General features: G+C 68.6%; 22 protein-coding genes and 1 riboswitch. Of the genes, 17 read left to right on the plus strand and 5 right to left on the minus strand.

The features are described from left to right. The first annotated feature begins 23 nt into the window (after positions 1-23). From hutI to DSD19_RS16205, 11 genes are all read left to right on the plus strand, one after another. A complete protein-coding gene (gene hutI / locus DSD19_RS16155) occupies positions 24-1214 on the plus strand; it encodes an imidazolonepropionase (RefSeq protein WP_113670348.1) in 1191 nt (396 codons plus the stop codon). After that, on the plus strand, positions 1208-2728 hold the full coding sequence (gene hutH / locus DSD19_RS16160; protein ID WP_113670349.1) for a histidine ammonia-lyase: 1521 nt from the start codon (positions 1208-1210) through the stop codon (positions 2726-2728). Before hutI ends, hutH begins: the two co-directional genes overlap by 7 nt. Beyond that, complete coding sequence (hutG, locus tag DSD19_RS16165; protein WP_113670350.1) at positions 2725-3519, plus strand: N-formylglutamate deformylase; 795 nt, start codon at positions 2725-2727, stop codon at positions 3517-3519. The genes hutH and hutG overlap by 4 nt, the downstream gene beginning before the upstream one ends. After that, positions 3516-4712, plus strand: a complete 1197-nt coding sequence (locus tag DSD19_RS16170; protein WP_113670351.1) for a CaiB/BaiF CoA-transferase family protein — start codon at positions 3516-3518, stop codon at positions 4710-4712. Before hutG ends, DSD19_RS16170 begins: the two co-directional genes overlap by 4 nt. Further along, positions 4705-5847, plus strand: coding sequence for an acyl-CoA dehydrogenase family protein (locus tag DSD19_RS16175; RefSeq protein WP_113670352.1), 1143 nt, complete (start codon positions 4705-4707; stop codon positions 5845-5847). Before DSD19_RS16170 ends, DSD19_RS16175 begins: the two co-directional genes overlap by 8 nt. A 21-nt stretch (positions 5848-5868) precedes the next feature. Beyond that, entirely contained in the window at positions 5869-7563 is a 1695-nt protein-coding gene (gene hutU / locus DSD19_RS16180) for a urocanate hydratase (protein ID WP_113670353.1), read from the plus strand. Then, positions 7560-8108: a HutD family protein gene (locus DSD19_RS16185; protein ID WP_113670354.1), complete on the plus strand. Its 549-nt coding sequence runs from the start codon at positions 7560-7562 to the stop codon at positions 8106-8108. Before hutU ends, DSD19_RS16185 begins: the two co-directional genes overlap by 4 nt. Before the next feature lie 101 nt (positions 8109-8209). After that, entirely contained in the window at positions 8210-9022 is an 813-nt protein-coding gene (locus tag DSD19_RS16190) for a transporter substrate-binding domain-containing protein (RefSeq protein ID WP_075787640.1), read from the plus strand. A gap of 60 nt (positions 9023-9082) precedes the next feature. Further along, the gene (locus DSD19_RS16195) at positions 9083-9730 is read left to right on the plus strand and encodes an amino acid ABC transporter permease (protein WP_113670355.1); all 648 of its coding nucleotides are present in this window, start codon (positions 9083-9085) and stop codon (positions 9728-9730) included. Continuing rightward, on the plus strand, positions 9730-10392 hold the full coding sequence (locus DSD19_RS16200; protein WP_075786597.1) for an amino acid ABC transporter permease: 663 nt from the start codon (positions 9730-9732) through the stop codon (positions 10390-10392). Before DSD19_RS16195 ends, DSD19_RS16200 begins: the two co-directional genes overlap by 1 nt. A gap of 3 nt (positions 10393-10395) precedes the next feature. Continuing rightward, complete coding sequence (locus DSD19_RS16205; protein ID WP_113670356.1) at positions 10396-11196, plus strand: amino acid ABC transporter ATP-binding protein; 801 nt, start codon at positions 10396-10398, stop codon at positions 11194-11196. 27 nt (positions 11197-11223) lie between these two features. On the opposite strand, the gene DSD19_RS16210 is transcribed toward DSD19_RS16205, so the two are convergent. Both DSD19_RS16210 and DSD19_RS16215 read right to left on the minus strand, forming a co-directional pair. Continuing rightward, positions 11224-12537: a calcium-binding protein gene (locus DSD19_RS16210; protein ID WP_113670357.1), complete on the minus strand. Its 1314-nt coding sequence runs from the start codon at positions 12535-12537 to the stop codon at positions 11224-11226. Between the two features lie 260 nt (positions 12538-12797). Then, positions 12798-13142, minus strand: coding sequence for a cysteine-rich small domain-containing protein (locus DSD19_RS16215; RefSeq protein WP_075786599.1), 345 nt, complete (start codon positions 13140-13142; stop codon positions 12798-12800). A 177-nt stretch (positions 13143-13319) separates the two neighbouring features. Then, a riboswitch (cobalamin riboswitch) is annotated at positions 13320-13517 on the minus strand. 119 nt (positions 13518-13636) lie between these two features. On the opposite strand from DSD19_RS16215, the gene DSD19_RS16220 reads away from it, so the two are divergent. After that, positions 13637-14680 (plus strand): succinylglutamate desuccinylase/aspartoacylase family protein, encoded by a 1044-nt coding sequence (locus DSD19_RS16220; protein WP_075786600.1) that lies wholly within the window; start codon positions 13637-13639, stop codon positions 14678-14680. A gap of 18 nt (positions 14681-14698) precedes the next feature. On the opposite strand, the gene DSD19_RS16225 is transcribed toward DSD19_RS16220, so the two are convergent. From DSD19_RS16225 to DSD19_RS16235, 3 genes are read right to left on the minus strand one after another with little or no spacing between them, the layout of a single operon-like run. After that, positions 14699-16054, minus strand: a complete 1356-nt coding sequence (locus DSD19_RS16225; RefSeq protein ID WP_113670358.1) for an MATE family efflux transporter — start codon at positions 16052-16054, stop codon at positions 14699-14701. Beyond that, on the minus strand, positions 16047-16556 hold the full coding sequence (locus DSD19_RS16230; RefSeq protein ID WP_075786602.1) for a PaaI family thioesterase: 510 nt from the start codon (positions 16554-16556) through the stop codon (positions 16047-16049). Before DSD19_RS16230 ends, DSD19_RS16225 begins: the two co-directional genes overlap by 8 nt. Beyond that, on the minus strand, positions 16553-16984 hold the full coding sequence (locus tag DSD19_RS16235; RefSeq protein ID WP_075787642.1) for a PaaI family thioesterase: 432 nt from the start codon (positions 16982-16984) through the stop codon (positions 16553-16555). The genes DSD19_RS16230 and DSD19_RS16235 overlap by 4 nt, the downstream gene beginning before the upstream one ends. Positions 16985-17422: 438 nt before the next feature. Between DSD19_RS16235 and DSD19_RS16240 the strand changes: the two genes are divergently transcribed. From DSD19_RS16240 to DSD19_RS16260, 5 genes are all read left to right on the plus strand, one after another. After that, on the plus strand, positions 17423-17791 hold the full coding sequence (locus tag DSD19_RS16240; protein WP_075786603.1) for a MerR family DNA-binding transcriptional regulator: 369 nt from the start codon (positions 17423-17425) through the stop codon (positions 17789-17791). Between the two features lie 121 nt (positions 17792-17912). Then, the gene (locus DSD19_RS16245; RefSeq protein WP_075786604.1) at positions 17913-18314 is read left to right on the plus strand and encodes a MerR family DNA-binding transcriptional regulator; all 402 of its coding nucleotides are present in this window, start codon (positions 17913-17915) and stop codon (positions 18312-18314) included. A 36-nt stretch (positions 18315-18350) separates the two neighbouring features. Continuing rightward, the gene (locus tag DSD19_RS16250; protein ID WP_075786605.1) at positions 18351-20129 is read left to right on the plus strand and encodes an acyl-CoA dehydrogenase C-terminal domain-containing protein; all 1779 of its coding nucleotides are present in this window, start codon (positions 18351-18353) and stop codon (positions 20127-20129) included. Positions 20130-20554: 425 nt separating this feature from the next. Further along, positions 20555-21190, plus strand: a complete 636-nt coding sequence (locus tag DSD19_RS16255) for a glutathione S-transferase family protein (protein ID WP_113670359.1) — start codon at positions 20555-20557, stop codon at positions 21188-21190. Between the two features lie 20 nt (positions 21191-21210). Then, on the plus strand, positions 21211-22422 hold the full coding sequence (locus DSD19_RS16260; RefSeq protein ID WP_113670360.1) for an acetyl-CoA C-acetyltransferase: 1212 nt from the start codon (positions 21211-21213) through the stop codon (positions 22420-22422). The last annotated feature ends 2 nt before the right edge of the window (positions 22423-22424 follow it).

The following is a 22424-nucleotide window of genomic DNA, read 5'->3' on the forward strand; positions in this document are numbered from 1 at the left end:
CGAATCAAGGAGGAGCCGACAACATGACAGATCTCACCCTTGCCAATGCGACCATCCTGCCACTCGGCGAGGATGCGCCGAGGCGGATCGAGCGGGGTTGGCTGAGGATCGAGGGCGGCCGCATCGCGGCGCTGGGCGACGGCCCGGCCCCGGACGGTGGCCCCATCGAGGATCTGGGCGGCCGGCTGGTCACGCCCGCGCTGGTCGATTGCCACACCCATCTGGTCTATGGCGGCAGCCGCGCCCGCGAATTCGAGATGCGGCTGGAAGGTGCCAGCTATGAGGACATCGCGCGGGCGGGCGGCGGGATTCTCGCGACCGTCACCGCGACCCGCGCCGCCTCCGAGGACGATCTGGTCGCCTCGGCCCTGCCCCGGCTCGACTGCCTGCTGGCCGAGGGCGCTGGCACCATCGAGGTCAAGTCGGGCTACGGGCTGACCGTCGCGGACGAGCTGAAGATGCTGCGCGCGGCGCGGCGGCTGGGGCGCGAACGCCCGGTGCGTATCGTCACCACATGGCTGGCCGCCCATGCCCTGCCGCCCGAATACAAGGGCCGCGCCGAGGCCTATATCGACGAGGTCGCCATTGCCGGGCTGCGCGCCGCCCATGCCGAGGGGCTGGTCGATGCGGTCGACGGCTTCTGCGAGGGCATCGCCTTCTCGGTGGCGCAGATGGCGCGGATCTTCGATGTCGCGGACGAGCTGAGCCTGCCGGTCAAGCTGCATGCCGAGCAGCTGTCGCATCTGGGCGGCAGCCTGCTGGTGGCCGAACGCGGCGGTCTGTCGGCCGATCATGTCGAACATGCCGATGCGGCCGATGCCGCGGCGCTGGCCCGGGCGGGCGCGGCCGCGGTGCTGCTGCCCGGTGCCTTCTACACCCTGCGCGAGACGCAGATGCCGCCCGTCGCCGCCTTCCGCGAGGCGGGCACCGCGATGGCGCTGGCGACCGACTGCAACCCCGGCACCTCGCCGCTGACCTCGCTTCTGCTGACCATGAACATGGCCGCGACGCTGTTCCGGCTGACCCCGGACGAATGCCTGCGCGGCGTCACCGCGAACGGCGCCCGGGCGCTGGGGCTGACCGATTGCGGCCGACTGGCGCCGGGCCTGCGCGCCGATCTTGCCGTCTGGGACATCGCCGAACCGGCCGAACTGACCTACCGGATCGGCTTCAACCCGCTTCACGCCCGTTATTTCGAGGGATGCAAATGCTGACTCTGACGCCGGGCGAGACCACGCTCGCCCAACTGGAAACGCTCTGGCGCGAGGGAACGCCCGCGCGGCTGGCCGAAACCACCGGCCCCGCCATCGCCGCCTCGGCCGCCCGCATCGCCGCCGCCGCCCAAGGCGATCAGGCCGTCTACGGGGTCAATACCGGCTTCGGCAAGCTCGCCTCGGTCCGCATTCCGCCCGAGGACACCGCCACGCTGCAGCGCAACCTGATCCTGTCGCATTGCTGCGGCGTCGGCGCGGCCCTCGACATCGCCACCGCGCGGCTGGTGATGGCGCTGAAGCTTCTCAGCCTCGGGCGCGGCGCCTCGGGCGTCCGCCCCGAGATCGTCGCGCTGATCGAGGCGATGCTCGAGAAGGGCGTGACCCCCGCGATCCCGGAACAGGGCTCGGTCGGCGCCTCGGGCGATCTGGCGCCGCTGGCGCATATGGCCGCGGTCATGATCGGCGCGGGCGAGGCGATCTTCGAGGGCGAAACCCTGCCCGGCGCCGAGGCGCTGGCCCGCGCCGGGCTGACCCCCGTCACGCTGGGCGCCAAGGAGGGGCTGGCGCTGATCAACGGCACCCAGGTCTCGACCGCGCTGGCCCTGACCGGCTGGTTCCGCGCCATGGCCTGCCTGCGCGCCGCCATCGTCACCGGCGCGATGTCGACCGACGCGATCATGGGCTCGACCGCGCCAACCCGCGCCGAGATCCACGCCCTGCGTGGCCATCGCGGCCAGATCTACGTCGCGGCCGCGATGCGCGGCCTCCTGAAGGGCAGCGAGATCCGCGAAAGCCACCGCGAGGACGATGCCCGGGTGCAGGACCCCTACTGCATCCGCTGCCAGCCGCAGGTGACGGGCGCGGCGCTCGATCTGCTGCGCTTTGCCGGGCAGACGCTCGAGACCGAGGCCAATGCGGTGACCGACAACCCGCTGGTGCTGTCGGACGGGTCCATCGTCTCGGGCGGCAATTTCCATGCCGAACCCGTGGCCTTTGCCGCCGACCAGATCGCGCTTGCCGTGGCCGAGATCGGTGCCATCGCCCAGCGCCGGGTCGCGCTGATGGTCGATCCGGCGCTCAGCTTCGGCCTGCCGCCTTTCCTCACGCCCGAACCGGGGCTGAACAGCGGGCTGATGATCGCCGAGGTCACCACCGCCGCGCTGATGAGCGAGAACAAGCATCTGGCCGCGCCCTGCTCGGTCGACAGCACCCCCACCAGCGCCAATCAGGAGGACCATGTCAGCATGGCCGCCCATGCCGCGCGCCGTCTGGGCGGGATGACCCGCAACCTCGCCGTGATCCTCGGCGTCGAGGCGCTTTGCGCGGGCCAGGGCATCGAGTTCCGCGCGCCGCTGGCAACCTCCGAACCGCTGAAACGCGCGCTGGAGGCGATCCGCGCCGAGGTGGCCACGATGGGCGAGGACCGCTACCTCGCGCCCGACCTCGCCCGGGCGCAGGCGCTGATCGAAACCGGCAGCCTCGTCGCCGCCGCAGGACTGGAGATGCCCGCATGAGCCCCGTCGACGTGACCCGGGGCGACAGCCCCGTCATCCTCGGACTGCCCCATACCGGCACCCATGTGCCCGAGGACATCCTCGCCCGGCTGAACGCCCGCGGGCGCGAGTTGACCGATACCGACTGGCATGTGCATGAGCTTTACGATGGGCTCCTGCCCGGGGCGACCACGGTGCGCGCCACCTTCCACCGCTACGTGATCGACGCCAACCGCCCGCCCGAGGATGAAAGCCTCTATCCCGGGCAGAACACCACCGGTCTGGTGCCGCTGACCGATTTCGACGGCGAACCGATCTGGGACACCGCCCCCGACGCGGCCGAGACCGCCCGGCGGCTGGCCGCGTTCCACGCCCCGTATCACGCCGCCCTTGCCGCCGAGATCGCGCGCGTCCGCGCCCGCCATGGCGTCGCGATCCTCTATGACTGCCACTCGATCCGCTCGGTCATTCCCTATCTCTTCGAGGGCACCCTGCCCGATTTCAACATCGGCACCGCCAATGGCACGACCTGCGCGCCCGCCATTGCCGAAGCCGCCGCAAGCGTCTGCGCCGGGGCCGAGGGCTATACCCATGTGCTGAACGGACGCTTCAAGGGTGGCTGGACCACGCGCCATTACGGGCGGCCCGAAACCGGGGTGCATGCGATCCAGATGGAACTGACGCAATCGTGTCACCTGACCACCGAGGCCGCGCCCTTCGCGCTCGACCCCGACAAGGCCGCGCGGTTGCGCCCGCATCTGGCCGCGATCCTCGCCCGGATCGAGGCGCTGGCGCCGGAGCTGTCCTCGTGAAGCCGCTGGAAGGCCTCCGCATCCTCGATCTGACCCGGGTCCTTGCAGGCCCCTTCGCGACCGCGATCCTTGCCGATCTGGGCGCCGAGGTGATCAAGATCGAGCCGCCCCGAGGCGACGAATACCGCCATATCGGCCCGTTCCGCGAAGGCGAATCCGCGCTGTTCTCGCTGACCAATCGCGGCAAGCACTCGGTGGTTCTGGACCTCAAGGCGCCCGAGGGGCAGGCGCTGGCGCGCCAGCTTGCCACCGGGTGCGACGTGGTGGTCGAGAATTTCCGCCCCGGCGTCGCCGCACGGCTGGGGCTTGGCGCCGAGGATCTGCGCCGCGACAATCCCGGCCTCGTCCATTGCGCGATTTCGGGCTTCGGGCAGTCGGGCCCCGCGGCGGACCTGCCCGCCTATGACATCGTCGTGCAGGCGATGTCGGGCTGGATGGACGCGACCGGCGAGGAAGACGGCGCGCCGCTGAAGGTAGGCGAGGCGCTCGGCGATGTCGCGGCGGGGCTTTACGCCGTCATCGCGATCCTGGCAGCCCTTGTCGGCCGGGGCCGCAGCGGCAAGGGCGCGACGCTCGATGTCGCGATGCTCGATTGTCTGGTGGCGATGCTGCCGACCAGCCATGCGCTTCATCTTTACGCGAAGGCCCCGGTGGCCCGCGTCGGCAACCGCCACCCGTTCTCGACCCCGTTCGGCGCCTTCCGCACCGCAGATGGCCATGTGGTCATCGCCGTTCTCAGCCCGCGCCAGTTCGCGGGTCTCTGCGCCGCGATCGGAAGACCCGAGGCGGCCGAGGATCCGCGCTTTGCCACCGACGAACTGCGCACCGCGCATGAGCCCGAGATCCGCGCCATGATCGAGGCCTGGACCGGCCCCCGCCCCGCCGCCGATGCGGTCGCGGCGCTGTCGGCTGCCAAGGTGCCCGCCGCGCCGATCCTGACGCTGGCCGATCAGCTCGGCTCGGATCATGCCGCCGCGCGCGGGCTGGTAAGCGAGCTGCCCCATCCCCGGCTGGGCAAGGCCCCGGTGGTGGGCCAGCCGGTCCGCTTCGATGGCCAGGCGCCGCTGGCCGAAACCGGCGCGCCCGCACTGGGCAGCGGCACCCGCGCGGTGCTGGAAGGGCTCGGGCTCGATCAGGACCAGATCGCGGGGCTGGTGGCCGCCGGAATTGTCAGGGAGTATGAGGATGCGTGAGTTCGACCATCTGCTGAGCGCCGAGGAATGCCAGTTCCTCGACATGCTGGAGCGGTTTGCCGCCGAGGTGCTGACCCCGCAGGCGGCCGAGACCGACCGCACGGGCGCCTTTGTCCATGCCCAGCTGGCGGCGCTGGCCGAGACCGGCATGATGGGCGCGAACCTGCCCGAGCGCTGGGGCGGCGCCGACATCTCGGCGCATGCGCTTTTCGAGGCGGTCGCGGCGGTCGCGGGCGGCTGCGGCTCGACCGTCTCGGCGCTGACCGCGCATTTCCTCGCGACCGACAGCCTGTTGCTGGGCGGCGATGACGCGATCCGCGCGCGCTTCCTGCCGGCGGCGGCCGAGGGCCGGATGCTGGGCGCCTTCGGGCTGACCGAACCCAATGCGGGCTCGGACCCGGCCGACATGCGCACCCGCGCCACAAGGGACGGCGAGAGCTGGCATATCAAGGGCCGGAAATGCTTCATCTCGAATGGCGGCGTTGCCGATTTCGTCGTCGTCTTCTGCGTGACCGACCCCGAGGCAGGCCATCGCGGGATCTCGGCCTTCGTGGTCGAGAAGGGCACGCCGGGTCTCGTGCCCGGCCGGGTCGAGCAGACCATGGGTCTGAAGGGCGGCCATGTCTGGGAGCTCGATCTCGACGTGACCGTGCCCGATGCCAACCGCGTCGGCCCCGAGGGCTCGGGTTTCAAGATCGCGATGAAGGTGCTCGACAATGGCCGGACCGAGGTCGCGGCCATGGCCGTGGGCATCGCCCGGGCGGCCCTGTCCGAGGCCCGCGACTGGGCCAAATCCCGCATCATCGGCGGCGAGCCGCTCGCCAATCGGCAGGGCATCCAGTGGATGCTGGCCGACATGGCGACCGAACTGTCCGCAGCCGAGCTTCTGGGCCATGAGGCCGCGCGGCAGCGGCAGGCGGGGCTGCGCTTCACCACCGCCGCCTCGAAGGCCAAGCTCTACGCTTCCGAGGCCGCGGGCCGGATCGCCGATACCGCGCTCCAGATCCATGGCGGCTACGGCTACACCCACGATTTCCCGCTCGAACGCCATGCCCGCGACCTGCGCATCATGCGCATCTATGAGGGCTCGTCCGAGATCCAGCGCAACATCATTGCCGGCCGTCTTCTGGCCTGAGCTTCCGAAAGGACCCGATCCATGACCGATCCGCGCCACAACACCCGTGACATCTTCCCGCCGACGGGCCCCGAGATCACCGCGAAAAGCTGGCAGACCGAGGCACCGATGCGGATGCTGATGAACAACCTGCATCCCGACGTGGCCGAGAACCCGCATGAGCTGGTGGTCTATGGCGGCATCGGCCGCGCCGCGCGCACCTGGCAGGATTTCGACCTGATGGTCGAGACCCTGAAATCGCTCGAGGACGACCAGACCATGCTGGTGCAGTCGGGCAAACCCGTGGGCGTCTTCCGCACCCATCGCGACGCCCCGCGCGTGCTGATCGCCAATTCGAACCTCGTGCCGCACTGGGCCACCTGGGAGCATTTCAACGAGCTCGACCGCAAGGGCCTGGCGATGTACGGCCAGATGACCGCCGGGTCCTGGATCTATATCGGCGCGCAGGGCATCGTGCAGGGCACCTACGAGACCTTCGCCGAGGCCGGGCGTCAGCATTATGACGGCAATCTCAGGGGCAAGTGGATCCTGACCGGCGGTCTTGGCGGCATGGGCGGCGCGCAGCCGCTGGCCGCGGTGATGGCGGGCGCCTGCTGCCTGGCGGTGGAATGCGACGAGGATCACGCGGACTTCCGCATCCGCACCCGCTATTGCGACGAGAAGACCCACAGCCTCGACGAGGCGCTGGCGATGATCGGGCGCTGGACCGAGGCGGGCGAAGCCAAGTCGGTCGCGCTGATCGGCAATGCCGCCGATGTCTTCCCCGAGATCCTGCGCCGGATGCAGGCGGGCGAGCCGCTGCCGAACGGCCGGCCCGACATCGTCACCGACCAGACCTCGGCCCATGACCCGTTCCACGGCTATCTGCCGAAGGGCTGGACCGTGGCCGAGTGGCGCGCCCGGCAGGAGAGCGACCCCAAGGGCGTCGCGACGGCCGCCCGGGCCAGCATGAAGGACCATGTCGCGGCGATGGTGGGCTTCTGGAATGCGGGCATCCCGACCCTCGATTACGGCAACAACATCCGCCAGATGGCGCTGGAAGAAGGGCTCGAGGATGCCTTCGCCTTCCCGGGCTTCGTGCCGGCCTATATCCGGCCGCTGTTCTGCCGGGGCGTGGGGCCGTTCCGCTGGGCCGCCCTGTCGGGCGATCCCGAGGACATCTACAAGACCGACGCGAAGATGAAGGAACTGTTCCCCGAGAATGCCGGGCTGCATCGCTGGCTCGACATGGCGCGCGAACGGATCGCCTTCCAGGGCCTGCCCGCGCGGATCATGTGGATCGGGCTGGGCGACCGGCACCGGGCCGGGCTTGCGATCAACGAGATGGTGCGCAACGGCGAGCTGAAAGCCCCCGTCGTGATCGGCCGCGACCATCTGGACAGCGGCTCTGTCGCCTCGCCCAACCGCGAGACCGAGGCGATGAAGGACGGGTCCGACGCGGTCAGCGACTGGCCGCTCCTGAATGCGCTTCTGAACACCGCCTCGGGCGCGACCTGGGTGTCGCTGCATCATGGCGGCGGCGTCGGCATGGGGTTCAGCCAGCACGCGGGCATGGTGATCTGCTGCGATGGCACGGAAGAGGCCGACCGCAGGCTTGAACGCGTGCTCTGGAACGACCCCGCGACCGGCGTCATGCGCCATGCCGATGCGGGCTACGAAATCGCGATAGACTGCGCGCGCGAGCACGGGCTGACCCTGCCGGGCATCCTGAAATGAGGCATATCCGCCGCAGCGATCTGACGCCCGCGCCCTGGAAGAACGGGGGCGGGCTGACCTGGGAACTGGCGGCCTTCCCCGAAGGCGCGGGCTTTCCGGACATGCTGTGGCGGATGAGCCTGGCCGAGGTCGCCTCTGACGGCCCGTTCTCGACCTTTCCCGGCATCGACCGCACCCTGACGGTGCTGGCGGGCCGGGGCATGCGCCTCGATTTCGGCGGGGGCAGCGTGGACCTGAGCGAAGACTCGGGCCCGCTGTCCTTCCCGGGCGAGGCGCCGGTGACGGCCCGGCTGGGCGCCGGATCGATCCTCGATTTCAACGTCATGACCCGGCGCGGCCGGGCCGCGCATGCGGTTATTGCCGTTTCGGCAGGCGTTCCGGCCCCGCCGGACACGCGGGCGTTGATCGCACGGCAAAAGCCCGTGGCGGTCGCCGGTTTTGCCCTTGCACCCGGCGAGGCGCTCATGTCCGATCCGGGACGGGACCTGGGCGGCACTGCCGGAGACGGGCCGATGCTTGCCATCTGCCTGCGCATGACGCCATGAACCGCCCGGTGCCGGTCGATCCGGCGCCGGGCCAGACTTTTCCGGCGCCCTCGGGGCGGGACGCCGGCCAACACGACCAGCCCCGCCAACAGGAGAGAAACATGACGCTTCGTCTTTCGCTGAAATCCGCGCTTTTCGGGCTCAGCGCCCTGACTCTGACCGCATCCGGCGCGCTGGCCGACCAGCTGTCCGACATCAAGGCCGCGGGCAAGATCGTCGCCGCGACCGAGATGCACTATGCCCCCTTCGACATGCTGGAGAAGGGCGAATATGTGGGCTTCGACCGCGACCTCTTCGACGAGATCGCCAAGGAGCTGGGCGTCACCCCCGAATATCAGGACCTGCCCTGGACCTCGATCCTGCCGGGCCTCGAGGTCAGCAAGTTCGACTTCGTTCTGGCCCCGGTGACGATGACGGCCGAGCGCGCCGAGCGCTACGCCTTCACCCTGCCGATCTCGGATTCCACCGTGGCCTTCGTGCAGCGCACCGGCGGCGACATGACCGCGCCCGAAGATGCCAAGGGCAAGACCGTCGGCGTGCAGAAGGGCACCGCCCAGCAGGCCCAGCTCGAGGCCTATGGCGAAAAGATCGGCGGCATCAAGATCAAGGAATACGGCACTCCCGACGAGGCCTATGCCGACCTGATGACCGGCCGTCTCGACGCGGTGGCGGGCTCGGCGCCGCTGCTCGACTATCTCGCCAAGACCCGGCCCGAACAGTTCTCGGTCGTCAAGCCGCCCTTCGGCAAGCCCACCTATTTCGCCTGGGTCGCGCGCAAGGGCGAAGGCGACACGCTGGTCGCTGCGATCAACGAGGCGCTGATCAAGATCCAGGATGACGGCCGGATGGCCGCGCTGCAGGAGAAATGGTTCGGCGCCGCGACCGAGCTGCCGCAGGAAATGCCCGAGCTCTGACGCGACCGATGCGGGCCGGATCGCCTCCGGCCCGCCCACAAGCCAGGGAGCGGGCCGTCCGTGTTTTCCTTTCAGACCATCGTCGAAAACCTGCCGACGCTTTTGGGCGCCGCGCGCTACACGCTGCTGATATCGGTCCTGGGCTGTGCACAGGGGCTGATCCTCGGCGCGCTTCTGTGCGCGGCGGCGCTGTCGAAACGGACCGCGCTGCGGCGGGCCGCCGGGCTTTACGTCAGCTTCTTTCGCGGCGTACCGCTGCTGATCCAGCTGCTCGTGGCCTATTACCTGCTGCCGGTCGTCGGCATCAACGTGCCGCCTCTGGCCGCTGCCGTGCTGACCGTCGGGCTTTGCGCCGCAGCTTACCTCTCCGAGGTGCTGCGCGGCTCGATCAACGCCATTCCGAAGGGCCAGGCCGAAGCCGCGCTGGCCATCGGCATGAGCCCGGGCGATCTCTGGGTCCGGGTCTTGCTGCCGCAGGCGCTCAAGATCGGCCTGCCCGCCATCGTCAACGAGCTGATCCTGCTGGTGAAGGCCAGTTCGCTGGTGACCGTCGTCGGCATCGTCGAGATCACCCGGATGAGCCAGTCGATCGCCTCCTCGACCTATCGCTATCTCGAGATCTACCTCGCCGCCGCCTTCCTTTATCTCGCGATCAACCTGGTGATCGCCGCGGCCGGGCGGCTTCTGGAACGGAGGCTGACGGTCTGATGCTGGAGATGCTGCACCGCTACGGCCCCGACCTTCTGACCGGCTTCGGGCTGACGCTTCTGACCTGGGTGCTGGGCACCGTGGGCGGGCTCGTGCTGGGGTTCTTCCTCGAAATGGCCCGACGCTTCGGGCCTCGGTTCTGGATCGGCTGGCCGATCCGGGCCTATGTCGAATTCATCCGCGGCACGCCCTTCCTCGTCCAGCTTTTCGTGCTGTACTATGGCGGGCCGCTGATCGGGCTGAGGCTCGACGCGCTGCCCGCGGGCGTGCTTGGGCTGTCGCTTTACGGCGCCGCCTATTTCACCGAGATCCTGCGCGCGGGCTTCGATGCCGTGCCCAAGGGCCAGATCGAGGCCGCCCGTGCCATCGGCCTGCCCGGGCGCACCATCGTCTGGCGCATCATGCTGCCGGTGATGATGGTCTCGGCCCTGCCCGCGCTGGTGAATTTCGCGATCATCCTGACCAAGGAAACCGTCATCCTGTCGATGATCACCGTGCCCGAGATCATGTTCCAGACCCAGACCATGATGAGCGAGACCTTCGCCTTCGTGCTGCCGATCCTGATCCTCGCGCTGTTCTTCTGGGGCTTCGTCGAGGTCATCTCGCGGTTCGGCCGCCGCCTCGAACGCCGCTTCACCCACTATCTTCTCGAAGAAAGCTGACCGATGTCCCTCGAGCCCACCGCCACCTCTCCTGCTTCGGCGCATCTGCGCGCGGTCAACAAGTTCTATGGCGACTTCCAGGCCCTGAAGGACATCACGCTCGACATTCCCCCCGGCAAGGTGACCTGCCTGATCGGGCCGTCCGGCTCGGGCAAGTCGACGCTTTTGCGCTGCATCAACTTCCTTGAGGAATATGACAGCGGCGAGGTCCGCATCGACGACCGGCTGATCGGCTACGAGACCCCCGGAGGCAAGCGGATGTCCGGGCGGCGCCTGCGCGAGATGCGGTGCGACATCGGCATGGTGTTCCAGCAGTTCAACCTCTGGCCGCACATGACCGCGCTGCAGAACGTGGCCGAGGGGCTGGAACGGGTGCGCGGGCTGAAGCGCGCCGAGGCGACCGCGCGCGCGCGCGAGGCACTGGCCAAGGTCGGGCTGGCCGACAAGGAAGCCAACCATCCCAGCCGGCTGTCGGGCGGCCAGCAGCAGCGCGTGGCCATCGCCCGCGCCATCGCCATGCAGCCCCGGATCATGCTGTTCGACGAACCGACCAGCGCGCTCGACCCCGAGCTTGTGGGCGAGGTTCTGGCGGTGATGAAGCAGCTTGCCGCCGAGGGCATGACCATGGTCGTCGTCACCCACGAGATGGGCTTTGCCGCCCATGTCGCCGACCGGGTGGTGTTCATGGAGCGCGGCGAGCTGGTCGCAGCAGGCGCCCCGCGCGAGATCTTCCAGCACCCGACCGATCAGCGGCTGGCAAGCTTCCTGCAGGGCTACCGCGAACGGAACTCTCTGGATTTCTAGGGGCAGAGGCGCCGGGACGGCGGCGCCTCAGAGGAAGACCATCTGGGTTTCCAGCATGTCGCCAAGGGCGTGGCCGGTCACTCCCAGAAAGAAGAGTCCGTTCTCCTCGCCCAGATCGAGATAGCTGCCGACCGGCGTCGCGGTGATCCGTGCCCCAAGATCGGCGGCATCGAAACGGCCCAACCCGTTGATCCCCTGCTGGATATGCAGCCGGTCGGCGGGGCCGAAATCGGCAATGGTGTCGCCCCCGGAGGCCCCGCGAAACTCGAAGATATCGGCGCCGGGACCGCCGATCAGCAGGTCGCGCCCGGCGCCACCGTTCAGCAGGTCGTCGCCGCGCCCGCCATGGATCCAGTCATTGCCCGCCCCGCCATGGATCTGGTCGTTGCCGCGCCCGAAGTCGTCGATGGCGGCCACGAAATCGTCGCCCGCTCCCAGCATCACCACATCGTCGCCCGCGCCCGGATCGACCCAGTCATTGCCGGACCCGGCCATGATCTGGTCGCTGCCATTGCCGCCGTAAATGACGTCGCGATCGGCCCCGCCGTCGATCGCATCATCGCCGTTTCCCGCCTCGATCCGGTCCTCGCCCGCACCGCCCTCCAGCGTGTCGTCGCCCAGATTGCCGCTGAGCGTGTCGCGCCCGTCGCCGCCGACCAGCCGGTCTTTGCCATTGTCGCCGGTCAGCCGGTCGTCGCCCGCGCCCCCCTCCAGCCGATCGTCGCCGTCCCAGCCGCGCAGCACATCGTTGCCCGCATCGCCGTCAAGCCGGTCATCGCCATAGGAACTCTCCAGCGTGTCGTTGCCCGCGCCCCCGAAAAGCACATCGCCTGCGGCAAGCTTGCCCGCGCGAAACGCGGCCCAGTCGCTGATGCCCGGGTCACGCTGCGACCCGAAGCGGGTATCGAGCACGTCGTCGCCGTCGCCGCCGCTCAGCAGGTTGGACCCGGCCCCGCCGACCAGAAGATCGTTGCCGCCGCCCCCGAACAGAGCATCGTCACCGTCGCCGCCATAAAGCACGTCATCGTCGTCCCCGCCGACCAGGGTGTCGTCGCCTCCCATCCCGCAGATCCGGTCGCGGTCGCCATTGCCGAACAGCGCATCAGCGCCCCAGCCACCGGTGATCGTGTCATCGCCGTCGTTCATCCAGGCAAAGTACGCCGGGAAATAGGCGTTGGGGATCACGTGGAAATTGTTGGGCCCGTCGTAACCCACGCTGAATGCCCCGGTTTCGGCAAGCTGGACGGGCGCCGTGGGCAAGGACCGGCCGATGGCGCGGAATTCGGCCGCAAGCTCGGCCAGAAGATAGGGATGGTCCTTGTCGGATCGGAAATATGCCACGGTCTGCCCTTCGGCCCGGATGTTGCGCGAAAAGGCCCCCGCCCCCGCTGACGACCCGGGCGGCAGATGTCGTCAATAAAGCTTGCCGTTTGATTAAGGCCGCTGCCGCGATGCAGCAAGGAATGCGGCGAATTCTTGAAAACCATGCCCGAAGCGGGTCCTCGCCGCGCCGGAACGATGCCTGAGCCATGTCTCGCCCCCATCCCGACCAGGAATGGGACCGGCGCGGTCAAAGCGGTCCGGGCCGGTCGCCCTCAGCGTCAGTCGGCGGTCCCGTCGCCTTGGGGGCGCGGGCGGCGCATCGGCGGGTCGGTCTGCGGCTTGCCCGACCAGGGCTGCGGATATTCCAGCCAGCGCTGGATGAAGCCCCAGGACTGCCGGTAGCCGTCATGGGGCAAGGTGCAGGCCGAACAGTCCTTGCGGGTCAGCCCGTTGGCATCGGTGTAGACCTGATACGGCCCGGGGCATTCATAGGCGATCAGCGGGCAGTAGCAGAACAGGCAGTTGAACTCGCGCTCGACGCCCGGATGGCAGGGCAGGAACGGGCATTGGGTATTGGTGAAGCCCTTGAAGGCCTCGTTCGAGGTCAGATCCTTGGGTTGCACGGCGCAACTCCTTCCGGTCGGCACCCCTGGCCGGGCCCGCCCCGGGCCGGTCAGGGACAAGGTGAAGGCCGCGCCCCATATCGCAGGCGAACCGCGGCCGCTGGCCCCGAGGGCATCTGCGGGCCGACAGGCAGGGGGCGCATGGCACATGCGCCCGGCCTCCGGACCCGCCGCCCGGGGGCGGTTCGGCGCGCTGGCAGGTCTCCTGGCTTGCGGGTCTCGGCCGATCCGCCCGCCTTCCCGGCCGGGCGGATGCCGGGGCCGGTGGCGGCTCGGGGCGGGGGCTCGCCGCTGACAGTTGCGGGGGCAGCGCCGGACTTGCACCGGCTTCCCTTTTCACTCCCTTGCGGGAGCACCAGAACGCCTCTCATCAATGGGGACCGCGCCCGCCACTGTCAATGCGTCCCCCGGGGGCCCGACGCGCCGTGGCTCTTGCCAGCCCCCCCGGCACGGCGCTATCCCGTGACGATGAGGTCCCTTTCCCCAGACGCCAGATGACCCCGCGAGAGGGCTTCACGCTCGGCTGCGCAACCGTTCTGCCTGGCACCCGCCGCACGGTGGACCTGCCCGTGTCGGTGCTTTCGGACCACACCCCCGTCACCATGTCGGCCCATGTCGTGCATGGCCGCCGCCCCGGCCCCGCGATGTTCGTGACCGCGGGCGTGCATGGCGACGAGGTGATCGGGGTCGAGATCGTCCGGCGGCTGCTGAGCCTGCCCGCGCTTGGCGCGCTGCGCGGCACGCTGATCGCCATTCCCATCGTCAACGCCTTCGGCTTTCTCAACCTGTCGCGATACCTGCCCGACCGGCGCGACCTCAACCGCTGCTTTCCCGGGTCGTCGGGCGGCTCGATGGCCTCGCGGCTGGCGCATCTTCTGGTCGACGAGGTGGTCGCGCGCTGCGAAATCGGCATCGACCTGCATTCGGCCGCGGTCCATCGCACGAACCTGCCGCAGGTCCGCGTGGTGCCGGACGATCCCGAGCTGGCCCGGCTGGCGCGGGTCTTCGCCGCGCCGGTGGTGCTGACCTCCGAGGCACGGCATGGCTCGCTGCGCGAGACGGCAGCGCGGATGGGCGTGCAGATGCTGCTGTACGAAGGCGGCGAGGGGCTGCGCTTCGACGAGGTGGCGGTCAGGGCCGGGCTGTCGGGCGTGCTGCGGGTGATGTTCGACCGGGGCATGATCCCGGCAAAGGGCGTGCCGAAGGCGCGGCGCGCGCCGCTCGACTGCCGGGTGTCGCGCTGGCTCAGGGCGCCGCAGGGCGGGCTCTTGCGCACCTACCGGTCCGAAGGGGACGTCGTCGAGGCGGGCGATCTGCTGGCGATGGTCTCGGACCCGTTCGGCGAGATCGAGGCCGAGATCCGCGCCTCGGAACCCGGCATCATCGTCGGCCGCGCCATCCTGCCGGTGGTGAACGAGGGCAACGCGGTCTTTCATCTGGCCGCGATCGCGGCCGCCGACCGGGCCGAGGACCGGATCGGCACCTGGGCCAGCGAGGTCGCGGCCGAACCGCTGTTTGACGAGGACGAAATCCTCTAGCCCGAGGGCATCGGGCCGTCAGGCCGCCTGGCGGCGGCGGACCACCGCCTCGAGCGCCGGATAGCGCAGCCCCAGCGTGACGCCGCGCGCGACATAGGACAGCAAAAGCGCCAGCCAGAGCCCGTGATTGCCGAAAAGCGGCAACAGCAGGGCCACGGCGGCGGCATAGATCGCGGCCGAGATCACCATCATGTTGCGCATGTCCGCGGTCCGGGTGGCGCCGATGAAGATGCCGTCAAGCATCCAGGCGCCGATGCCCGCGACCGGGACGGCCACCATGTAGGGCAGGAACACCCGCGCCTCGGCCCGCACCTCGGGCGCGGTGGTCATCAGATCCACCAGGACCCCGCCCCATCCGGCGAAGACCGCGGCCAGAACCACGACCGACAGCAGGCCCCAGAGGCTGGTCAGCACCGCGCTCCGGCGCAGCGCCAGCACAGATCCCGCGCCCATCGCCTGACCGACCAGCGATTCGGCGGCAAAGGCGAACCCGTCCAGCGCATAGGAGGTGATGTTCAGAAACTGCAGCAGCACCTGATTGGCCGCCAGCGACACGTCGCCGAAGCCCGCCCCGAGGAAGAGGAAGGACAGCACGATCCCCTGCAGCAGCAGCGACCGGATCAGGATGTCGCTATTCACCCCGGCGATATGGCGCAGCCGCACCCGGTCGAACACCCGCGCCCAGTCCCGCCAGGCGGTGCCGCGAAACGCGTCGCGGCAGAACCAGAGCCCCAGCGCCAGGCCAGACCATTCGGCCAGGAAGGTGGCCAGCGCCACCCCCGGCACTCCCCAGCCCAGCGCCAGCACGAAAAGCAGGTCGAGCCCGACATTGAGCCCGTTCATCCAGAGCTGGATCGCCAGAACCGCGCGGGTGCGCTCCTGCCCGATCAGCCAGCCGTTGATGCCGTAAAGCGCGATGGTGGCCGGGGCCGACCAGATCCGGATCGCCATGTACTGGCGCGCCATGTGCTCGACCTCGGCGCTGGCGGGGGCAAGGCCCAGCGCGGCGGCGATCAGCGGCATCTGCAAGGCCATCAGGGCAAGCCCCGCGACCAGCCCGATCATCAGCGCGCGCGACAGCATCGCGGCCACCTCGGCCGCATCGCCCGCGCCCCGCGCCTGGGCAGTCAGTCCGGTCGTGCCCATGCGCAGAAAGCCGAACACCCAGTAGACCGAGGCCAGCGCCACCGCGCCCACGCCGACCGCGCCGATCGGGGCCGCCGCGCCGATCTGACCGACCACGGCGGTGTCGACCGCACCGAGGATCGGAACGGTCAGGTTCGACAGCACGATGGGCAGCGCGATGGCCAGAACCCGGCGATGGCCGAGATCAGCGAGCGCGTCCCGGTCCGGGCGGAGCACCGCCTCAGCCATCGCGCGGCGGCATCAGGAAATGGCCGGTCGCCTGCGCAAAAATCCGGGCGCGGTTGTCCTGCCAGGCCTCGACATGGACACTGGCATACCGCCGCCCCGACCGGTTGACGCGGGCCCTCGCATAGGCGTCGCGCGGCAGGCCGGGCCGCAGGTAATCGACGGTGAAGTCGATGGTCTTGGGCAGCCGCGGCAGGGTTTCGGGGGTCAGCGTCGCGGCATCGAGCATCCCGCGTTCGAGATCGTCCCAGATCATCGCCCAGGACAGCCCGACAATGGCCGTGACCTCCAGAAAGGCGGCGGTCGCGCCGCCATGCAGCGCCGGCAGTTCGGGATTGCCGATCAGGGCCTCGTGAAATCCCAGAACGCCGGTCAGCTCGTCGCCGCGCCGGTCGAACGAGATCCCGAGGAAACGCGCATAGGGCAGCCCGTCGACCAGCGCAGACAGCGCCGCGTCGCGCCGCTGCTTGACGATCTGAACGGGTTCGGGCGCGGCGCGGCTCATTCGGCGCCTCCATCGGCGGTGAAGGTACCGGTCGCGGTCGCCACCGGATGGCCGCGGTCGTCATCGGTCGCGGTCGCCCGCACGAAGGCCACCGAGCGGGTCACATGATAGCATTCCGCCCGCGCCACCAGCCGCTGACCCGGGGTCGCGGCGCGCATGTAGTCGATCCGCAACGAAATCGTCGCCGTATGCGCCGGCCCTTCGGGATGGCTGAGAACGGCGGTGCCGCCGCAGGTGTCCAGAAGCGCCGAAACCGCGCCGCCATGGATCACCCCGTTGCGCGGGTCGCCCACCAGACGCGAATCGTAGGGCATCGACAGTTCGGCCCGGCCCTCGCCCAGCTGATCGATCCGCATTGCCAGCGCATGGGCATGGGGGATCTGCTCGATGAACCGCCGCGCCACATCCGCCTTTGCCCCTGCCGCCATATCTTCGGCGGCGTCCCGCGCCGCTTCCGGCGCCGCGTCCGAGCTGGTGTCGCTCACCTCTGTCTCCTCTGGTCAACGCTCCGGTTATTGGGTCTGCCCCCCTGCCCTGCAAGTGTAAAAATCCGCAGGCTGTCGCCAATTGGCGACACCTGTCCGGCAGGACGACCGCGCGGTGGAAGCCCTGACCCGGATTGCCCGCATTTTCCGGGACTTCGCAGTCGTTCCGGCGCAATTCCGGGCAGTGACGGCCTGCGCCGCCGGTTCTGGACGGCACCATTCGTTCCGATTTTCGGAACCCCCGGAGGGCACCTGACGCTGCGGAACCGCCATTTTCGGCGGTGCGTCAAAAAACAAGCCTTATGAGGCATATAACCGAATTGATCCGCGCCCCGGATTTGCCTTAGCTAGTAGCACGGAAGTGGCTGGTAGTTTTAGGCGATGGCGGACGAACGTCTGAGTTTCAAGGAGATGTGCGCCCGGTTCGATGTGACCCCGCGCACGTTGCGGTACTACGAATACATCGAACTGCTGAGCCCCACCAAGGATGGACGCGCCCGCTTCTATGGTCCGCGGGAAGTGGCGCGCATGACTCTGATCCTCCGAGCACGCCGGTTCGGCTTCAGCCTCGAGGAAATCCGGCAGTGGCTGCTGATCTATGACGAGCAGGGCAGCGAGGCGCAGATGGCCGCGCTGGTCCAGATGGCCGACCGCCAGCTCGGCGTTCTCAGCGAACAGCGCGACCAGCTCGACAGCTCGATCAAAGAGCTGCGATCCTTGCGCGACGCCGCATCCGCCGGCAAGATCTGACCCCTCTTCCCGTCTCGACATTTTGCGACGCAGCGTTACGTTTACGTAAACGTCAGCAGGCCTTGTCTTGCCGTCCGAAAGGGCGCAGGTCAGAGTTCTGAGTGACGTATCCGGACGACCAATGACCGACGAGTTAATGACTATTCGCCAGATGTGCGATGCTTTCGAAGTGACCGCGCGCACGTTGCGGTTTTACGAGTCCAAGGAGTTGATCTCCCCCCTGCGCGAGGGCCAGCGGCGGCTTTACGGTCGGCGCGACCGGGCCAGGCTCAAGCTGATCCTGCGCGGCAAGCGCTTCGGCTTCAGCCTCGAGGAGATCCGGCAGATGCTGGACCTCTACGATCTGGACGACGGACAGGAGACGCAATTCCGTCGCACCTGCGAGCTGGCCCGGGAACGGCTGGCGGTCATGGAACGGCAACGTCTGGAACTGGACGACGCCATATCGGAACTGAAAGGCCAGATCTCCTGGGGAGAGAGGAAGCTGGCCGATTTCGACAAGAGGAAACCCGCCGCCGAGTGACCGTTGCGGTTGGGATGACGTTCAAGGGAGGAACGCATGCCGATCTACACTCCACCGACCGAGGACATGCAGTATCTGCTGCATGACGTGCTGAAGATCAGCGCGTCCGACATCCCCGGTTATGCCGAGCTCGACCCCGATTTCACCGGGGCGATCCTGGGCGAGGCCGGCAAGCTTGCCGCCGAAGTTCTGGCGCCGCTGAACGCGACCGGCGACGCCGAAGGCTGCCACTGGGACAATGGCGTGGTGCGCACGCCCAAGGGCTTCAAGGACGCCTATGACCAGATCTGCGCGGGCGGCTGGATCGGGCTCGACATGCCCGAAGAGGTCGGTGGCCAGAACATGCCCTACCTGATCAACTCGGCGGTGGGCGAGATGTTCGTTTCGGCCAACATGGCCTTCAACATGTATCAGGGGCTGAGCCACGGCGCGATGTCGGCGATCCTCGCGCATGGCTCGGACCAGCAGAAGGCGACCTATGTGCCCAAGATGGTCGCGGGCACCTGGTCGGGCACGATGAACCTGACCGAGCCGCAATGCGGCACCGATCTGGGTCTGATCCGCACCAGGGCCGAGCCGCAGGGCGACGGCAGCTATGCGATCACCGGCACCAAGATCTGGATCTCGGCGGGCGAACACGATCTGACCGAGAACATCGTCCATCTGGTGCTGGCGCGCATCCCCGGCGGGCCCGAGGGCATCAAGGGCATCTCGCTCTTCATCGTGCCGAAATTCCTGCCCGACGAGGACGGCAACCCGGGCCGGCGCAACGCCCTTATGTGCGGCGGGCTGGAACACAAGATGGGCATCCATGCCAACGCCACCTGCGTGATGAACTACGACGGCGCGACCGGCTTTCTCGTCGGCGAGGAACACAAGGGCATGCGCGCCATGTTCACCATGATGAACGAGGCCCGCCTGGGCGTGGGCCTTCAGGGCTATGCGCAAGGGGCGGTCGCGTATCAAAACGCGCTGGCCTTCGCGCAGGAACGGCTGCAGGGCCGGGCGCTGGGCGATCCGTCCAACCCCGAAGGCCCGGCCGACCCGATCCTCGTGCACCCCGACGTGCGGCGCAACCTGATGGATCAGAAGAGCTTCCTCGAGGGCGCCCGGGCCCTGACTTTCTGGGGCGCGCAGATGATCGACCGCGCCCACCGGATGCAGGACCCTGACGCCGAGGCGATGATCTCGCTGCTGACCCCGGTCATCAAGGGCTTCCTGACCGACAAGGGATTCGAGACGACGGTGCTGGCGCAGCAGACCTATGGCGGCACCGGCTTCACCCGCGCGGCGGGCGCCGAGCAGTTCGTGCGCGACGCCCGGATCACCATGATCTACGAAGGCACCAACGGGGTGCAGTCGCTGGATCTGGTCGGCCGCAAGATCGGGCAGAATGGCGGCAAGGCGCTGATGGCCTTCTTCGACATGGTGAAGACCTTCGCCAAGGAGCACGAAGCCGACGAGGCCCTGAAAGAGGGCTTCCTCGATCCGTTGAAGACGGCCTCGAAGGACCTGCAGGCGGCGGCGATGTATTTCATGGCCGAAGGCATGAAATCCCCGGCCAACGCGCTCGCGGGAAGCTACGACTTCATGCATCTCTTCGGCCATGTCTGCTTGGGTCTCATGTGGTCGAAGATGGCCGTGGCCTCGCAGGCGGCGCTGGCCGCGGGCCATGGCCCGCGCGCCTTCCACGAGGCGAAGCTGGCAACCGGGCGCTATTACATGGCGCGGCAATTGCCCGCCACCGCCCTGCATCTCGCGCGCATCCGCAGCGGGGCAGAGCCGGTCATGGCGCTCGACGCGGCGAATTTCTGAACGGTGCGGCCCCTCGGGGCCGTCCCCCCCGCATCATCGGACACGGATCATCGGATCACGGACATGCAGACGCGTCCTTGCCCGCGCCTTACCGTCCTGCCCTGCCCGAACGACAGCTGCCGGGCGGCCGGCGGTGCGTCTTGGGTATTTTCGCCAAGCAGAAGAGCCAGGGTCAGCCCCCCATCCCCGCGGCGCCCCCGGGCGGTGCCGGGCGGAAGCCGCGGGATGGAGGGCCTTCTCCTTGGGCGGTCATCGGCTCCCCAGCCTGTGCCGCGCGCCCAGACTGCCCGAAGCCTCCCTAACGTAGGGTTATCCATAACGGCGTTTCGGGCTTCTTCTTGGAAAAAATACCCATGACCCGACAGGACGAACAGGCGCGGCGCCAGGACGGCCCGCGCCCTCAGGACAGGAAGGACGCTCGGAAAATGACGGTCAAGCTCTACTGCTTCGGGGAAAGCGGCAATGCCTACAAGGCGGCCCTGACCCTGACCCTCGCCGGGATCGACTGGACGCCCGTCTACGTCGATTTCTTCAATGGCGGCGCGCGGAGCCCCGAGTTTCTTGCGCTGAACCCGATGGGCGAGGTGCCCGTCATGGTGGCAGGCGATCTGGTTCTCAGCCAGTCGGGCGTGATGCAGGCCTGGGTCACCGAAACCACCGGCCGGTTCGGCGGGCGCGATGCAGCCGAAGCGCGCGAGGTGCTGCGCTGGATGTTCTGGGACAATCACAAGATGTCGGGCCAGGCCGGAAGCCTGCGCTTCATGATGAACTTCCTGCCCGAAGAAAAACGGCCGCAAGAGGCGATCCGCTGGTTGTCCGGCCGGGTGACGGCGTCGTTGCAGACGCTCGAACGCGTCTTGCAGGACCGCGACTGGCTGGTGGGCGACGGCCCCACCACCGCCGATTTCGCCTGCTGCGGCTATCTGTTCTACCCCGAGCCCTTCGGCTTCGACCGCCGGGCCCTGCCCGCCATCGACGCCTGGCTCGGCCGGATCGAGGCGCTGCCCGGATGGAAACACCCCTATGACATGATGCCCGGCTCGCCCGCCGACCGGGCCTGAGAGTTCTATGAGGAGGACATATGACAGACGCTTTCATCTACGACGCGGTGCGCACCCCGCGGGGCAAGGGCCGCAAGGACGGCAGCCTGCACGAAGTGACCTCTCTGCGGCTGTCGGCCGTGGTTCTGGACGCGCTGAAGGACCGGAACGGGCTTGAGGGGCACGCGGTCGAGGACGTGATCTGGGGCAACGCGACCCAGGTCGGCGAACAGGGCGGCTGCCTTGCACGGAGCGCGGTGCTGGCCTCGGGGCTCGATGAATCGATCCCGGGGCTGTCGATCAACCGCTTCTGCGCCAGCGGGCTCGAGGCCGTGAACCTCGCCGCGAACCAGGTGCAGGGGGGTGCGGGCCGCGCCTATATCGCGGGCGGGGTCGAGATGATGGGCCGGGTCGCCATGGGCAGCGACGGGGCGGCCATCGCCGTCGATCCCAGCCTGGCGATGAAGACCTATTTCGTCCCGCAAGGCATCTCGGCCGACATCATCGCGACCGAATATGGGTTCTCGCGCGACGATGTCGACGGGCTGGCTGTCGAAAGCCAGACGCGCGCGGCGCGGTCCTGGGAGGAGGACCGCTTTGCCCGCTCGATCGTGCCCGTGAAGGACGTGAACGGGCTGACCATCCTCGGGCGCGACGAATACATGCGCCCGGGCACCGACATGCAGACGCTGGGCGCGCTGAAGCCGTCCTTCAAGGACATGGGCGAGATGATGCCGGGCTTCGATCAGCTCGCGCTGATGAAATACCCCCATCTTGAACGGATCGAACATGTCCATCACGCGGGCAACTCGTCGGGCATCGTCGACGGCGCGGCGGGCATCCTGATCGGCAGCGCCGAGTTCGGTCAGGCGCACGGGCTTAAACCCCGCGCCCGGATCCGGGCCACCTGCAAGATCGGCACCGATCCGACCATCATGCTGACCGGTCCCGTGCCCGCCACCCAGAAGATCCTGACGGACGCGGGCATGCAGATTTCCGACATCGACCTGTTCGAAGTGAACGAGGCCTTCGCGGCGGTCGTGCTGCGTTTCATGCAGGCCTTCGATGTCGACCCGGGCGTCGTGAACCCCTGCGGCGGGGCCATCGCGCTGGGTCACCCGTTGGGCGCGACCGGGTCGATCATCCTCGGCACGCTGCTCGACGAGCTCGAGCGCACCGGCAAGGGCACCGGGCTTGCCACGCTTTGCGTGGCCTCCGGCATGGGTGCCGCAACCATCATCGAACGGGTCTGAGG

The organism is Rhodovulum sp. BSW8, from assembly GCF_003314725.1.
Taxonomy (GTDB): domain Bacteria; phylum Pseudomonadota; class Alphaproteobacteria; order Rhodobacterales; family Rhodobacteraceae; genus Rhodovulum; species Rhodovulum visakhapatnamense.

Bases quoted from the DNA above. Each gene is read 5' to 3' on its own strand.
- hutI (WP_113670348.1), top strand. From the start codon at position 24: ATGACAGATCTCACCCTTGCCAATGCGACCATCCTGCCACTCGGCGAG.
- hutH (WP_113670349.1), top strand. From the start codon at position 1,208: ATGCTGACTCTGACGCCGGGCGAGACCACGCTCGCCCAACTGGAAACG.
- hutG (WP_113670350.1), top strand. From the start codon at position 2,725: ATGAGCCCCGTCGACGTGACCCGGGGCGACAGCCCCGTCATCCTCGGA.
- DSD19_RS16175 (WP_113670352.1), top strand. From the start codon at position 4,705: ATGCGTGAGTTCGACCATCTGCTGAGCGCCGAGGAATGCCAGTTCCTC.
- hutU (WP_113670353.1), top strand. From the start codon at position 5,869: ATGACCGATCCGCGCCACAACACCCGTGACATCTTCCCGCCGACGGGC.
- DSD19_RS16185 (WP_113670354.1), top strand. From the start codon at position 7,560: ATGAGGCATATCCGCCGCAGCGATCTGACGCCCGCGCCCTGGAAGAAC.
- DSD19_RS16190 (WP_075787640.1), top strand. From the start codon at position 8,210: ATGACGCTTCGTCTTTCGCTGAAATCCGCGCTTTTCGGGCTCAGCGCC.
- DSD19_RS16200 (WP_075786597.1), top strand. From the start codon at position 9,730: ATGCTGGAGATGCTGCACCGCTACGGCCCCGACCTTCTGACCGGCTTC.
- DSD19_RS16205 (WP_113670356.1), top strand. From the start codon at position 10,396: ATGTCCCTCGAGCCCACCGCCACCTCTCCTGCTTCGGCGCATCTGCGC.
- DSD19_RS16220 (WP_075786600.1), top strand. From the start codon at position 13,637: ATGACCCCGCGAGAGGGCTTCACGCTCGGCTGCGCAACCGTTCTGCCT.
- DSD19_RS16225 (WP_113670358.1), bottom strand. From the start codon at position 16,054: ATGGCTGAGGCGGTGCTCCGCCCGGACCGGGACGCGCTCGCTGATCTC.
- DSD19_RS16230 (WP_075786602.1), bottom strand. From the start codon at position 16,556: ATGAGCCGCGCCGCGCCCGAACCCGTTCAGATCGTCAAGCAGCGGCGC.
- DSD19_RS16235 (WP_075787642.1), bottom strand. From the start codon at position 16,984: ATGGCGGCAGGGGCAAAGGCGGATGTGGCGCGGCGGTTCATCGAGCAG.
- DSD19_RS16240 (WP_075786603.1), top strand. From the start codon at position 17,423: ATGGCGGACGAACGTCTGAGTTTCAAGGAGATGTGCGCCCGGTTCGAT.
- DSD19_RS16245 (WP_075786604.1), top strand. From the start codon at position 17,913: ATGACCGACGAGTTAATGACTATTCGCCAGATGTGCGATGCTTTCGAA.
- DSD19_RS16250 (WP_075786605.1), top strand. From the start codon at position 18,351: ATGCCGATCTACACTCCACCGACCGAGGACATGCAGTATCTGCTGCAT.
- DSD19_RS16255 (WP_113670359.1), top strand. From the start codon at position 20,555: ATGACGGTCAAGCTCTACTGCTTCGGGGAAAGCGGCAATGCCTACAAG.
- DSD19_RS16260 (WP_113670360.1), top strand. From the start codon at position 21,211: ATGACAGACGCTTTCATCTACGACGCGGTGCGCACCCCGCGGGGCAAG.